Origin of the sequence: Saccharopolyspora soli (assembly GCF_022678645.1) — a bacterium.
Lineage (GTDB): Bacteria > Actinomycetota > Actinomycetes > Mycobacteriales > Pseudonocardiaceae > Saccharopolyspora > Saccharopolyspora soli.
The window spans coordinates 128,858-143,126 of sequence record NZ_JALBWV010000005.1; the positions used below are offsets into that span (position 1 = coordinate 128,858).

A 14,269-nucleotide genomic window follows, 5' to 3' on the forward strand; every position below is an offset into this window, starting at 1 on the left:
GGATTGGTCAGGGCAGTGGTTGTAGGAGAACCGAGTAGCTGTGCGGTTGGTCCGGGCGTACCCGGTACTGCTGCTGCACCGGCACCGGCGTGTCACCGAGGCCCGTCACCGCGGCACTGACGTGCAGGTTCACGAACCCGTCCCGGCGCAACTGCCAGCTGAAGTCGGTGCGTTCGGTGTTGGAGTACCGGTTCACCGCGACGTTGAACGCGTCGCCCGAGACCAGCAGGCCGCCGTCTTCCCCGTGCAGCGCCGCCCACGACGTCTCCGTCTTCACCCCGTTGTCCTGCGGCGGCAGGAAATCGAACCACTGCGCGTCCACCGGCCCGGACCAGCGGCCGAGGTGTGCGGAGTTCTTGCGGTCGGGGTAGGACTCGCCCGGTCCCCTGCCGTACCAGTCCAGGCTGGCGAACGATTCCGGTACCCGCAGCGAGAAACCGATCTTGGGCAGCCACGGCAGTGACCGCAGCTGCTCGCCGTACGCCTCCGCCCGGTGGTCCAGCTTGATCCGTCCGGCGCCGTCGATGGTGTAGGTCCACCTGCTGGTGAAGCCGTTGTCCGCCACGTCGGCGGCGGCCGAATCGGTGTCGATCACCACCCGGACCTGTTCCGGTGCCGGTTGATCGACCTGGACGGATCGGGTGGTGGTGCGCAGCCGGTCCAGGCCGACGGCGCGGAACTGCGCCTCCGGCTCGATCCCGCTCCACTGGCTCCACTCGTTGCCGGTGGGCGCCCGGAACACGTCGAGCTGGGGACCGCCGACGAGCCGTTCGACCCCGCCCGCGTTCAGCGACGACAGGGTGCCAGCCCGCCGGTCGAAGGTGTAGGTGAACTCGGCTCCCCGGACCGTGATCGCCGCATCGGTCTGCTCGAAGGTGGGGTTGGCCGCCGGTGGGGGCGGATCGACCGGCGGTGGCGGGGGTTCCGTCCCACCGGCGCGAAGCTGCTCGGTGGCCACGACGTGTCCGGCGGGAATGCTCGGTGCGGCCGCCTTGAGCGCCGCCTCCAGCACCAGGAACCGTTCGGTCTCACCGGCGGGCGGCAGATCGAGGGCGACCTCCGCCGCACCGCCCGGTGGTACGTCGACGTCGATCGGGCCGCTGGCGAGTTCGCGACCGCCCTCGACCAGTTTCCAGCGCAGGTCGTACGCGGAGGTGGGCAGCGTGTGGTTGAGGTTGCGGACGACGAACCGGCCGACCCCGGCGTCCTCGAACCGGATCGGGGCGTGGCTGTAGGCCATCTGCGCCAGTTCGGGCTGCGGAACCCGGTCGGCGTTGATCACCCCGTTGGCGAGGAAGTTCGTCGCTCCGTAGTCGAAGAATTCACCACGTCGTTCTTCGGCCTCGAAGTCCAGCGCCAGCACGGCCTCGCCGCTGGGGTCGTCGCCTGCGGCGATCCGGTCCGGCGCCAGCGCCACGTCGTACACCCGCGCCGAGTCGACCACGGCGTGCGCGGTGCGGCCCGCGAACTGGTCGGTGTGCTTCTCCTGGTTGCGTCCGACTGAGACGGTGTACATCGTGTTCTGCGCGATATCGCCGCTGTACGGCTCGGCCGCGACCTGCTCGCCGTCGATGAACAGCCGCACCTGGGAACCGTCGTAGGTGCCGGTCAACCGGTGCCAGTTGCCCCACCAGTCGTCCGGCACGGCGACCCGCGCGGTGTGCCAGGAGCCGTTGCCGTAGACGAAGAACTCGACGTGGTCCGCATCCGGCATCTGCAACGCCCACTGCTTGTCGCCCTTGGCCAACAACGTCGCGGAGCCCGCCCAGGACAGCGGTTTCACCTGGATGTCGAGGGTGACGGCGCGGCCGCCGATGTCGAGCTTGGGGTCCCGGTACGCCTCTGCCCAATCGTCCAAACCGGACAGTTGCAGCCCGTTGCCCGCCGCGCCGGGCACGGTCGCCGGATTCCCGCCCAGGTGAACTGGAATGTTGTTGCCGGAGGAGTCCGGGGAGATCCGCAGCGGCCGCAGCAGGCCCTGGTCCACCCAGTCCCACACGAAACCGCCCTGCAACGACGGTTCCCGGCGGATGGTCTGCCACATGTCCTCGTAGTGGCCGAGGCTGTTGCCCATCGCGTGCAGCCACTCCCCCATGATCACCGGTTTGGTGGTCTTGCGGGCGATCTCCTCCAGCGACTGCGGTGACGGGTAGCGCGGCCCCCAGATGTCCGCGAAGGGCGCGTCCCCGTCCGGGACGTTGGACTGGTGGTACAGCGGCCGGGTCGGGTCGGTGGCGCGGGCGTGTTCAGCCATCGCGTAATGCGCCTCGCCGAGCCCGGCCTCGTTGCCGGTGTCCCAGAACATGACGCTCGGGTGGTTCTTGTCGCGTTCCAGCAGGGCGTTGAAGCGGTCGGCGAACGCCGACTGCCACTCGTCGCGGTCGGCGAGGCAGTCCATGCCCGGTTCGGTCGCCTCGCAGTCCTCCCGGTAATGGGTCTCGACGTCCACCTCGTCGGCCAGCAGCAGGCCGTTGCGGTCAGCCAGCCGGTACCAGAACGGGTCGTTCGGGTAGTGCGCGGTCCGCACCGCGTTGACGTTGTGCTGCCGCATCAGTGCGACGTCTTCGCGTTGCCGTTCGCGGCTGACGGCGCGACCGCTTCGCGGGTCGTGCTCGTGCCGGTTCACACCGCGCAGGTCAACGGCTTTCCCGTTGAGCAGGAACTGCTTGTCGCGGACCTCGACCTCGCGGAAGCCGACCGGTTGTTCGGTGACGTGGGTTAGATTGCCCTGCGCGTCGAGCAGTTCGACGACGACGGTGTACAGCTCGGGTGTTTCGTCGCTCCACAACCGGGGCTGCGGGACAGGCGCGGTGAGTTCGACCGTGGCGCCGGGCCCACCGACCTCGACCCGTCGACCGAAGCTGGTCACCGGTGTTCCGGCCGGGTCGTACAGGGTGGCCCGCACGTTGTGGGGTCCGCTGCTGCCGCCGTCCACGCGGCGCAGGTCGACGCCCAGTCGCAGGTCGGCATCGCGGTAGCTGTCGTCGAGTTCGGTGCGGACCGTGACGTCTTCGAGGTGAGTGCGGGGCACGCTGTAGAGGTGCACGCTCCGGAAAATCCCGGAGAGGTGCCAGAAATCCATGTTCTCCAGGTAGGAGCCGGAACTCCAGCGGTGCACCTGGACCGCGATGGTGTTGGTGCCCGGTCGCAGGTGCTGGGTCACGTCGAATTCGGCAGGGGTGTAGCCGCCCTGGTCGTAGCCGACGTAGTGGCCGTTGATCCAGACGAACCAACCGCTGGTGACCCCTTCGAACCGCAGCAGCTGGCGTCGTCCGTCCCAGTCCGCGGGTACTTCGAACGACCGCAGGTAGGCGCCGGTCGGGTTGACGTCGTCGGGAACCCGCGGCGGATCGTAGGGCGCGACCTCGGACGGGACGTTGCGGTAGATCGGCCGGTCGTAGCCCTGCTGCTGCCACACGCCGGGGACGGTGATCTCGCCCCACTCACCGGAGTTCCCGCCGCTCTGCCAACCGGACGGGAGATCTCGGTAGTGGTCGGCGTACTGGAATCGCCACTGCCCGTCGAGGGAGAGGGTCCAGGGCGTCGGGGTGTCCGCCGGGGCATCGGTGTCGTGGCGCGCGCCGTCCAGGGCCTGCTGCGGATCGGCGTAGGGGCGCAGGAACGCGTGCTGGGCCTCCTGGTTTTCCCCGGTGCGCTGGGGATTTTCCAGGTATGCCTCGATGCTCGCCGGATCTCGCGGGCCATTGATCTGCTGGGCCTGGGCCGCCAGTGGGAGTCCACCGATCACGATCGCCACGGCGGTGGCGGCGACCAGCCCGCGCCGGGCAGGGAACCAGCTGCCACGTCCTCCGACCGACATGGGCGCCTCCGCTCGCGCACGGGACGGTGCATTGTGTGCTTTGTTGTTCGAAACTGAACGCCGGTGTCGGAGTTTGTCCGGGCCAAAGGCGAAGATCAATGAGTTGCGGGCGAAATGCCCTGAACGGCTCAAGCGGACGATCCGGACCATTGGCCAAAACGCCGCCGCATTCGGGTTCGACCAAGCGGGACCGTGGTGGGCGTCCGCGCGGTTCCCCAGTTTTGGTGGCAGCGCTGGCGCATCTTCTCGTCGCTGCCCGGCCCTAGTTTCGAGGAGCCCAGGGAAGGACTTCTCCGTTTCGGATCAGTTGGCCGTAGTGGTCGGTCTTGACGGGGTCGAAGGCCAGGTCCAGGAGGGCGACGGAGGCTTGGGCGGGACTGGGCGCACTGCTGACGTCCCACCACATGCCCGAGGTGGGGGTGTTCAGCATTCCCGGGCAGACGGCCGCGAGCAGGATGCCGCGCGCGGTGTCCTGCTCACGTCGTTGTTCGGCGAGGGCGCGCACGGCGGCGACCTGGCCGATCTTGGACGGGATGTTGACGAAGCCGGGCCAAGCCCCGGCGCGGGCGCTGCCGTCCTTGACGGCAGCGCACCAGGCAATGACCTGCTCGTCCACCTCGTCCAGCGATGCCAGACCGTCGAAACGGTCGTGCAGCACGGGCGCCAGGTGGTGCAGCGTGCCCATCGAACTGGCCACGACGATCAGCCTGCTGTTGTCGCGCAGCAACGGAGCGAAGGCGCGCAGTACCCGAGTGGTGCCGAAGTTGTTCACTTCGGCGAACTCGTCGACGATCTCGCGCGGATCGTCGTCGGGGCCCACTCGCATGACCGCGTTGCTGAAGGCGATGTCGACGCCGCCGTGCCGTTCCGCCAGTTCCGCGGCAAGCCGGTCGGCGGCTTCGGAGTTGGCGACGTCGAAGATCTCGCCCCGTACCTGGGCTCCACCACTGGGCATGGCTTGGACGGCTTGGGTGACGCGGTCGATGTTGCGGCCGGTGAGGTAGACGGTGTCCTGCGGAGCCAGTCGTTGGGCGAGTCCTTCGACCAGGGCCAGGCCCAGCCCCTGGGTGGCTCCGGTGACCAGGGCGATTTTCGGTGTATCGGTCACGGTGTTCCTTGTCTTGACGTGTGGTGCGCGCCGCGTGGTTTGCGGCCGCACCCGCTAATAAGAGGGCGCGCGGATTGGTGTGTCGGGGATGGTCGTCAGGCAAGCGGCGGCAGCCGCTTCCTCCCACGCGCGCCACTTGCACCGCCGCGGGTTCGCGGTGCCCACCCCTCTGGGGTTCTCCCCGCGAGGACAGCCCCGACGCCGCGTATCGGACATACACAAGTCGGGGATCCCGGAGTCGAGATAGCTCGGGGTGCGGGGTGTCCCCGCGTAGCACTGTTGAGGTTCCGCCACCCGCACCGCCACGCAAACCAACCCGCGCACCTCTAATAAGCGGCGGCGAGCAGGGTTTCGGAGAGGGTCCACAGGCGCTTGGCGCCGTCCGGGTCGAGGGCGTAGCGGGCCACGCCGTGCAACGTGCCGCTGCGACGGTCGACGATGCCGGTCTCGTTGCAGTCGACGAAGTAGCGTCCCCCGATTCCCTCCAGCAGGGGCGAGGTGGCGAGCAGGACCGAGGTGGCGGCTCCCTGCTCCGCGGTCTTGATCAGCTCGGGCGGGACCCTGCCGCTGCCGCGACCACCGGTGTGGCGCTGCAGGTTGGTGTAGATCGCGCCGGGCATCAGCGCGTTCGCGGTGATCCCATCCGCAGCCCAGCGCCGCGTCGCTTCGACCGCGAACAGCACGTTCGCGGTCTTGGACTGGCCGTAGGCCAGCCACGGGTCGTAGGGCCGGAAGGCGAAGTTCACGTCGTCGAAGACCACCGGCGAGGTTTGGTGGCCGGTGGAGCTGACCACCACGATCCGGGCTGCTCCGTCGGCGGCCAGCGCCGCGTGGAGCCCGGTGGTCAGGGCGAAGTGACCGAGGTGGTTGGTGGCGAACTGCCACTCCCAGCCCTGCGGGCTGTACTGCTCGGGGCAGGCCATCACGCCCGCGTTGTTGACCAGGACGTGCAGCGGGCCGTCCCAGGAGGCGGTGAAGGCCGCGACCGAACCCGGATCGGTCAGATCCAGTGGTGCGACGTGCAATGCCGTGCCGCCGGTGGTCGCGGTGATGTCCTTGGCGGCGCGCTCGCCTGCGGCGGTGTCGCGCACGGCCAGGGTGACCTCGGCTCCGGTGGCGGCCAAGGCTCGCGCTGTCTCCACGCCGAGGCCGGAGGAGGCGCCGGTCACCACAGCGCGTCGACCGGTCAGGTCGATGCCCGCAGCGACCTCGGCCGCGGTGCTGGCAAAGCCGAAGGGGGTTTGGATCAGGTTCACGCCAGCCACGCTAGGCAGCGGCGTTGCATGCCACCAGCGAAACTCTCTCAACCGTGGTATGCGTAAATGTCATGGCCTTCACTGACGCCTCGCTCACCGCGCTGCGGGTCTTCCGCGAGGTGGCCGAGCGAGGCACGCTCACGGCTGCGGCCGCCGCACTCGGCTACACCCAGTCCGCGGTCTCCCGTCAGATCGCTTCGCTGGAACGCGCGGCGGGAACGCCGTTGCTGGAGCGCCGCCACGACGGCGTGCGACTGACACCCGCCGGGCAGATCGTGGTGCGCCGCGCGGCCATCGCGATCGACCAGGTCGACGCCACCGCACGTGAACTGGCTGGCCTGCCCGATGAGCACGCCACGGTCCGACTCGGCTGGTTCGCCAGCGCCGGAGCCGCGCTGGTGCCCCGCGCACTGGGCGCGCTGCGCCGCACGCACCCGGCCATCACCGTGATCACCCGTGAAGGCAGCACACCGGCGCTGGTGCGCGCCCTGCGCGCTGGCACCCTGGACCTCGCACTGCTTGCATCGGCGCCGCCGTTTCGCCCACCCGACACCGAAACACCAGCGCTGCAACTCCAGACGCTCACCGAACGCGGGCTTCGCGTGGCGCTGCCCACCGCGCACCCGCTCGCGCGAGGCGAGTTCGTCGATGTCGCCGACCTGCACGGCCAGCGTTGGATCGCTGGACCGGGCGCCGACCGGTTGATGGGGGTTTGGCCGGGCTTGGACGAGCGGCCCGAAATCGCCCACACCGCCCGCGACTGGCTGGCCAAGCTGCACCTCGTCGCCGCTGGCTGCGGCGTGACCACCGTGCCCGCCGCGATAGCGCCCGCAGCGCCTTCCGGGGTGCGCATCCTGCCGGTCCGAGGCGGGCCGCAGGAACAACGGCGCATCCTGCTCGCTCGACTCCCGCTGTCGCTGCCAGAACCCGCCGCCCGCCTGGCCGCCGCGCTCCGCACCGCCGCCATAGACGCGGACACACCGCTGTAGGCGAATGCTGCGCGCCCGCGAGCTCGGACGGTCCGTCAAATTGTCCTGAGTGGCCGGTGACCTGCGGGCAGCTCTTCAGGAGGTCAGGCGACGAACGCCGAGAGGCGGATGAGCGGTTTCCGCGACGGCCCCTTGGTTTTCCGCGCTAGGCCGCGAAAGCTCCGAGCTCCACGATGCGCGAATAGTCGTTCGCGCCGTTGCCCGCCAGCAGCAGGAATCGTACCGCGGTGGTTTGCACCGGGGTGAACGTCGAACTGACCAGACCTTCGGCGTTTCCGCGCACCGACGCCACCGTCTGCCATTCAGTGCCGGAGAGCACCTGCACGTCCCAGTCCTTCAGGCCGTTGGTGGCCGCCGGATAGCGGGTCGAGTTCAGCGTGTAGAGGTCGGCCCGCCCGATGGTTTGCGGGGTGTCCCACCGCACCTCGTACCAGTCCGGCCACACCTTGGAGTTGCCGTCGTTCCAGCCCGTCGAGGTGGACCAGTGCTCCGAGTCCGCGTCGCCGTCCACCGCGCCGCAGACCCGGAAGCTCTGGTGGGTCGAGGAGGCCGAAACCTTCGTCGCGGACAGCGCGAGATTCCCCGACGCGTCCGGGCTGCTGGCGGTCACGGACACCGGCAGCGTCGCCGTCGACCGTCCACTGGCGACGGTCACCGGGTACGTGCCCGTTGCGGTGCCCAGCGGCGAGGTCACCGGGATGACCACATCGCGGGTGTACCCGGCCGGGAGGTAGGTCGAGATCGTGGTGCGCTGCAACTGGAGTTCGGGCGGCGCGGAAAGCGTGGCGTCGGCGTAGACCGCGTCCCGGGAAGTGTTGGTCAGCTTCACCGTGAAGCTGCCGCCGTCGCACTGTCCTGTTTGGATGTCCAGCCGCGCCGGATCGGTCGCGACCGACACCGTCGCATCGCCGTTGCGGTCACCCTGCGCCAGCGCGTAGATCGGCTGCGCGACCGACACCACCGCGAGCACGGCGATCAGCCCGAACAGTCGGGCGTGACGGCGAATCCTGGCGATAACACCCATCGAATACCTCTGTGCTTTTCGGGGCATGCGGGTTCCTCGTCGAGTCATGCCGGTTGCAGACCGGGATTGGCGCGCTCGGACACGAACGACGCACGGGTGGACAGCGGCGCGTTCGGCCGTGAGATGTACGGGATGACGAGGTGGTCGGCGCGCATCAGGTCGCGGTCGAGCTCGCAGCGCACGTACCCGCGCTGGAAGCTGTTGAACTTGATGTGCGGATTCGCCGCGAGCTGCAAGGCGAGCTGGTCGTTGCTGTCGTAGCCGTCGCCACCGCTGGTGATGGACGTGCCGACCAGTTCGACACCGACCGTCTGGGAGTTCAGGTCGTCGAAGTCCAGTTTGAGATCGGCGGCGTAGTTGGTGTGCGTGTCGCCGGTGATGACGAAAACGCCCTTGATGTCCCGCTGGGCGATCTCGTCGAACAGCAGCTTCCGCTCCGCGGTGTAGCCGTCCCAGGCGTCCATGTTGACCAGCGGCGGATCGGTGAGGCTGTTGCGCTGCTTGGCCACCATCACCTGGTTGGCCAGCAGGTTCCACCGCGCCCCGGAACCGGCCAGGCCGTCCGCCAGCCAGGTCCGCTGGGCGGTGCCCAGCAAGGTCCGGGCCGGGTCGTCGGCCTCGGCGCAGCCCGCCTTGACGCCGTCACCGCAGGACTGGTCGTCGCGGTACTGCCGGGTGTCGAGCACGCTGACCCGCACCAGGTCGCCGAAGTCGAACCGCCGGTAGAGCTGGGCGTCCGGTCCCACCGGTTCCTGCAAGGGACGCAGCGGCATGTGCTCCCAGTACGCCCGGTAGGCGTTGGCGCGCTGCACCAGGAAGTCCTCGACCGGCTTGTTGCCTCGGGAGACGCCAGCCGCGTAGTTGTCCTCGACCTCGTGGTCGTCCCAGGTGGCGATCCACGGGAAGGCTGCGTGCGCCGCCTGCAGATCCGGGTCGGACTTGTACAGCGAGTACCGCAGCCGGTACAGGTCGAGGGTGTCCGGCGCGACCTGGAAGATGTCCGGAATCGCCAGCGCGGAGTCGTTCCGGTTGCCGCCGACCTGGTTGACCGCGTTCTCGTAGATGTAGTCGCCCAGGAAGAAGACCGCGTCGAGGTCGTCGTTCACCATGTGGCGGTAGGCGGTGTAGAACCCGTCCGGGTAGTTCTGGCACGACGCGACGGCGAACCGCATCCGCGAGGGCTGCGACCCCGCCGCTGGCGCGGTCTTGGTGCGCCCGACCGGGCTGAGGTAGTTGCCCACCTTGAACCGGTAGAAGTACTCGCTGGCGGGCTGCAAACCGCGCGCGTCGACGTGCACCGCGTGCCGGTATTCCGGCCGCGCCGTCGCCGTTCCGTTCCGCACGACCTGCTGGAACCGCTCATCTCGTGCGACCTGCCACTGCACCGCGACGTTCCGGTCGGGCATACCGCCCATCGGGTCGAAGATCTGGGGCACGAGCCTGGTCCACAGCACCACCGCGTCGGGCAGCGGATCACCGGACGCTACTCCGAGCATGAACGGATCCGACCGCAGCGCAGCATCGTCGGCGAAAGCCCTTGACGAAACGGGCAGATTGGTGCCGAACGCCACCGCCGCCGCGGCGCCGGTCAGCGTGACGAAGCGGCGGCGGGTAACCGCCGCGGCCCGCCGCACTTCGTCGTCGGCACCCGTGAAATCTCCTGAACGCAACGCCCGACCTCCCGCCGATCCCTGCTACAGCGAGCAGGATTCGAACAGCGGGACATTTCGTCCAGACGTCGGGACGGTGACCGACAGCGGACTCCCGCGCTAACAACGAGCAACGGTGCCAGTTCTCGGCCGATATGTCCATTGTGGAGAAGCTTGCGAATGCCGATCGGCGTCTTATCACTTTCTCTACAGTGGACACCGCAAACCATGGCCGAAGTCACACCTGGCTTCGCTCGTGGTCGTCCGCAGAATCCTCGCGCCGCGTCTCCGCGCGACGTCGTGCCAGGGCTCTGCGGAGCACTGGCAGCAATGGGATGAGCAGCAGCAGAGCGATCACGGCGAGCAGCGCCTGCGACGCACCACGGGTGACGAAGATGTCGAAGCTGCCGTGCGAGATGATCATCGTCTGGCGCAGCGTCTCCTCCGCCAGTGGCCCGAGGACCAGGGCGATCACGAGTCCAGCGACCGGGAAGCCGAACAGACGCATGAAGAACCCGAGCACACCGCAGGCGAGCATGATGCCGACCTCGATGATGCTGCCGTTGACGGTGAACGTGCCCAGGACGCACAGCACGACGATCACCGGCGCGAGCACCCGGAAGGGGACCCGGGCGATGCTGGCGAACGCCGGGATGCAGAAGATGTTGATCAGCAACAGCATCACGTTGCCCAGGTACATGCTGGCGATCAGTCCCCAGGCGAACTCCGGGTTCTGCTCCATCAGCAGGGGTCCGGGCTGCAGGCCCCAGATCAGGAAACCGCCCAGCAGCACGGCGGTGGCGGCGGAGCCGGGCAGCCCCAGGGTCAGCAGCGGCACCATCGCCCCGGCCGAGGCCCCGTTGTTGGCGGCCTCCGGACCCACCAGCCCGGCCATCGCACCCCTGCCGAACTTCTTCGGCGTCTTGGACAGCGCCTTCTCCAAGCTGTAGGACATCAGCGACGCGACGGTCGCACCGGCGCCGGGCGAGGTGCCGACGAAGAACCCGAGGACCGAGCCGCGCAGCATCGGCCCCGTGGATTCCCGCACCTCGGACCTGGTGGGCCAGAACCCCTTGGCGCGGGCGCTGAGGTTGAAATAACCGAGTGTCTCCAGGTGTCCGCCGCGGTAGAGGCTGTAGAAGATTTCCCCGAGGCCGAACAACCCGATGGCGACTGGGATGAAGTCGATGCCGTTGATCAGGTCGGAGGAGCCGAACGTGTACCGCTGCTGTCCGCCACCGACGTCGACACCGACGGTGGCGATCCCGAAGCCGAGCAGCGCCGAGATGGCACCGCGGATCCGGTTCCTGCCCACCACGACGATCAGGGTGAGCAGGCCCGCGACCACGACCAGGAAGAGCTCGGGCGGACCGAAGCTCGACGCGACCGACGCGGTCACCGGAGCGGCGACGCTGATCAGCACGGCCCCGATGGTCCCGGCGACGAACGACGCGACGGCGGCCATCACCAGAGCGGCGCCAGCCCGGCCCTGCTTGGCCAGCGGATAGCCGTCGAAGGTGCTGGCCACGGTAGCCGACTCGCCTGGCGTGTTGATCAGCACCGAGGTGATTGTGCCGCCGTACATGGCTCCGTAGTAGACGGCGGCCAGCATGATGATGCCGCCGACCGGGTCCAGGCCGAACGTGATCGGCAGCAGGATCGCCAACCCCGCCGACGGGCCCAAGCCGGGCATCACGCCGACGACCATGCCGATCAGCACACCGGCGGCGAGCAGCAGGATGTTCTGGATCGACAGGATCGCTAGGATCCCTTGGCCGAGGTCGTTGAAGACATCCACGTCGTGCCTCCAGATCCGGGTCTTAAAGCCTGTCTTCGAACTCGTTTTGCGTGGCGGTGCGGGTGGCGGAACCTCAGACGCCGTCTCAGTCCGGGATCCCCGACATCATGTATGTCCGATACACCACGTCGAGGCTGTCCTCCCGACACGACGTCTGAGAACCCGCGGCGGTGCAAGCTGCGTACGTGGGCTAAGCGGCTGGCGCCGCTTCAAAAAGATCAAAGACCGGGTCTCAGAAACCGGGCAGGACGCCGCTGGGTAGTCCGGCGTTCAGGGCAACGTCGAACAGCAGGTAGAGGCCGACCGGCAGCAGCACTGCGATCACGATGTTGCGGATCAGGTGGCCCTGATCCAGCAACGACAGCGTCGCCAGCAGGAAGATCGCCGAGGCCACGACCGCACCCAGCGGGAGCAGCGCGAGGAGGAAGACGACTCCCGCGCCGACGAACACCAGCAGCACCTTGGGATGGCGAGCCGAGGTGGCGTCGTCTTCCTTGCCGGGCCGCAGGCTCTGCACCGCCGCGATCACGCAGAGCGCGATCGCGGCGAACCCGATGATGCGGGGGAAGAAGCCGGGTCCGATCCGCCCGGCCGCGGTCCGCCACTGCATCTCCATGGCCATCAGGGTGTAGCCAGCCATGACCACCAGGAGCACCCCGAGGAAGACCGTCAGCGCCGTGGCCCGCAGCGCTGGCTTGCCAGTCACAGCACGCCCTTCTCGGTGAGGATCCGTCTGAACTCGTCCGAGGTCACGCTCAGGAACGCGCCGAAGTCGGGGCCCCAGCGCAGGTCCTCGGTGAGGTAGTTCGACTTCAGGTACTCCTGCCACTCCGGCGTCGCGACCACCGTCTTCATGGTGTTGATCCACCAGTCCTGCGCGACCTTCGGCGCCTCGGGCGGGAGGATGAGCCCGCGCGGCATCGAGGGCAGGCCCGCGAACCCGAGCGATTCGCCGGTCGGTACCTCGGGCAGCGCTGGCAGCGGCTGCTTCCCGGTGAACAGCAACGGGCGGACGGCGTTCGCCTGCACCTGGCCCAGGATCGAGCCGGGGTTCGAGACCATGCCGTCCAGCGCGCCGGACAGCAGCGCCGTCTGCAGTTGGCCCTCCTCGTTGAAGGGCACGTAGTCGATCTGGTACCCGGCCTTGTCCGCGAGCATCGCGTGGATGATGAAGTCCACGTTCACGGTGCCGATACCGCCGACCGCGACAGTCCCCTTCTGCTTGGCGAAGTCCACCCACTGCTGCCACGAGTTGATCGGGCTCGTACCGGGGACGACGAACAACGTGTCGTCCGTGGCGAACAGGCCGACCGGGGTGAAGTCCTTCGGCGTCCAGCCGGTGTTGGCCTGCAGCGGGGTGGTGATGAACGACCCCGACGTGGTGGAGATCGCGTAGCCGCTGCCTTCCTGCCTGCTCAGGTAGCCCCAGCCGGTGGCGCCACTACCGCCCTCGCGGTTCTGCACCACGATCTTCCCGCCGGGGTACAGGCCCTTGTCGTTGATGATGTCGACCATCGTGCGGGCCATGATGTCGTTGCCGCCGCCCGGACCGAAGGCGATCGTCCAGTCCAGGTCCTCCGAGGGGTAGTTCGCGGCGCTTTCGCCGGAGTTCTCGGCGGCCCCGCAGGCGGTCAGCCATGCGGCGACCGCCAGAGCGGCGAGGAGTGCCATTCCCTTACGCATGTCGATCCCTTCCTCCGTGGGGTGGGGACCTGATCGGTCCATCCGAGCGGTCGGTCTCGTGCAAGGGCCGGGCCTGCGTCCTATCCGGGGAGGTCGCGGTGCTGACCCGACCCGGTGGGCGAGGCGGTGTTGCGGAACCTGTCCTGGTGAGCCATGTCAGGACCAGGTGAACTCGGGTGCGCGCTTGCCGAGGAACGCCGCGACCCCTTCGGCGTAGTCCTCCGTGTCGAACGAGGAGTTGCGCAGCTGCGTGGTGAACTCGTCGTCGGCCACCTGTCCGGCGAGGACGCGCCCGACGATCGTCTTCGCGCTCCGCACGCTGAACTGGGCGCGGCTGGCGATCAGGTGCGCGAAGTCGTACGTCATCCCGTCAAGCTCAGCGGGCGTGGTCAGCTCATCGACGAGGCCGAGTTCGAGGACCCGCTGCCCCCGCATCTGCTGACCGGACATCAGGATCCACTTGGCCCTCGACGGGCCGACCAGGTCCACGACGCGCTTGGTGGATTCGAGGCTGTAGACCAGGCCGAGCTTCGCCGGGGTGATCGCCATCCGCACCCGGTCGTCGGCGAACCTGAGGTCGCAGGCGAGCGCGAGGCCCATCCCACCGCCGATGCAGTAGCCGTGGATCATCGCGATGGTGGGCTTCGCCAAGCCTTCGATGGCGCGCTCCGCGGCGGCGACCCGCTCGTTGTAGGACCGGGCGCTGCGCGCATCGCCGCGGACCTCGCGGAACTCGCTGATGTCGGCGCCCGAGGCGAACGACTTCTCACCCGCACCGCGCAGCACCAGCACCTTGATCTCGGGGTCCTTCGCCACCGTCTCGATCAGGTCCGGGATCGCCTCGTACATGCCGAGGTTGATGGCGTTGTGGCTGCTCGGGCGGTTCAAGGTCATGGTGGCGACGGCGCCATCGCGCTCGACGACGATGTCCTCGGTCATCTC

The 14,269-nt window shown here is 68.5% G+C and carries 10 protein-coding genes; 1 reads left to right on the plus strand and 9 read right to left on the minus strand.

Going from position 1 to position 14,269, the window contains the following annotated elements; translation table 11 throughout:
- Nucleotides 1–7 precede the first annotated feature (7 nt).
- From MOQ72_RS05575 to MOQ72_RS05585, 3 genes are all read right to left on the minus strand, one after another.
- Nucleotides 8–3,820, minus strand: coding sequence for a glycoside hydrolase family 2 TIM barrel-domain containing protein (locus MOQ72_RS05575; protein ID WP_242180988.1), 3,813 nt, complete (start codon nt 3,818–3,820; stop codon nt 8–10).
- Nucleotides 3,821–4,082: 262 nt separating this feature from the next.
- Nucleotides 4,083–4,928 (minus strand): SDR family NAD(P)-dependent oxidoreductase, encoded by an 846-nt coding sequence (locus MOQ72_RS05580; protein ID WP_242180989.1) that lies wholly within the window; start codon nt 4,926–4,928, stop codon nt 4,083–4,085.
- A 326-nt stretch (nt 4,929–5,254) separates the two neighbouring features.
- Nucleotides 5,255–6,184, minus strand: coding sequence for an SDR family NAD(P)-dependent oxidoreductase (locus tag MOQ72_RS05585; RefSeq protein WP_242180990.1), 930 nt, complete (start codon nt 6,182–6,184; stop codon nt 5,255–5,257).
- A gap of 71 nt (nt 6,185–6,255) precedes the next feature.
- Between MOQ72_RS05585 and MOQ72_RS05590 the strand changes: the two genes are divergently transcribed.
- Complete coding sequence (locus MOQ72_RS05590; RefSeq protein ID WP_242180991.1) at nt 6,256–7,173, plus strand: LysR family transcriptional regulator; 918 nt, start codon at nt 6,256–6,258, stop codon at nt 7,171–7,173.
- 145 nt (nt 7,174–7,318) lie between these two features.
- On the opposite strand, the gene MOQ72_RS05595 is transcribed toward MOQ72_RS05590, so the two are convergent.
- From MOQ72_RS05595 to MOQ72_RS05620, 6 genes are all read right to left on the minus strand, one after another.
- A complete protein-coding gene (locus tag MOQ72_RS05595; protein ID WP_242180992.1) occupies nt 7,319–8,224 on the minus strand; it encodes a discoidin domain-containing protein in 906 nt (301 codons plus the stop codon).
- Nucleotides 8,225–8,241: 17 nt separating this feature from the next.
- On the minus strand, nt 8,242–9,867 hold the full coding sequence (locus MOQ72_RS05600; RefSeq protein ID WP_242180993.1) for an alkaline phosphatase D family protein: 1,626 nt from the start codon (nt 9,865–9,867) through the stop codon (nt 8,242–8,244).
- Nucleotides 9,868–10,084: 217 nt separating this feature from the next.
- A complete protein-coding gene (locus MOQ72_RS05605) occupies nt 10,085–11,644 on the minus strand; it encodes a tripartite tricarboxylate transporter permease (RefSeq protein WP_242180994.1) in 1,560 nt (519 codons plus the stop codon).
- A 232-nt stretch (nt 11,645–11,876) separates the two neighbouring features.
- Nucleotides 11,877–12,350, minus strand: coding sequence for a tripartite tricarboxylate transporter TctB family protein (locus tag MOQ72_RS05610; RefSeq protein ID WP_242180995.1), 474 nt, complete (start codon nt 12,348–12,350; stop codon nt 11,877–11,879).
- Nucleotides 12,347–13,327, minus strand: coding sequence for a Bug family tripartite tricarboxylate transporter substrate binding protein (locus tag MOQ72_RS05615; protein ID WP_242180996.1), 981 nt, complete (start codon nt 13,325–13,327; stop codon nt 12,347–12,349). Before MOQ72_RS05615 ends, MOQ72_RS05610 begins: the two co-directional genes overlap by 4 nt.
- Nucleotides 13,328–13,483: 156 nt before the next feature.
- The gene (locus MOQ72_RS05620) at nt 13,484–14,266 is read right to left on the minus strand and encodes an enoyl-CoA hydratase-related protein (protein WP_242180997.1); all 783 of its coding nucleotides are present in this window, start codon (nt 14,264–14,266) and stop codon (nt 13,484–13,486) included.
- Between the last annotated feature and the right edge of the window lie 3 nt (nt 14,267–14,269).

Bases quoted from the DNA above. Each gene is read 5' to 3' on its own strand.
- MOQ72_RS05590 (WP_242180991.1), top strand. From the start codon at position 6,256: ATGGCCTTCACTGACGCCTCGCTCACCGCGCTGCGGGTCTTCCGCGAG.
- MOQ72_RS05595 (WP_242180992.1), bottom strand. From the start codon at position 8,224: ATGCCCCGAAAAGCACAGAGGTATTCGATGGGTGTTATCGCCAGGATT.
- MOQ72_RS05620 (WP_242180997.1), bottom strand. From the start codon at position 14,266: ATGACCGAGGACATCGTCGTCGAGCGCGATGGCGCCGTCGCCACCATG.
- MOQ72_RS05615 (WP_242180996.1), bottom strand. From the start codon at position 13,327: ATGCGTAAGGGAATGGCACTCCTCGCCGCTCTGGCGGTCGCCGCATGG.
- MOQ72_RS05575 (WP_242180988.1), bottom strand. From the start codon at position 3,820: ATGTCGGTCGGAGGACGTGGCAGCTGGTTCCCTGCCCGGCGCGGGCTG.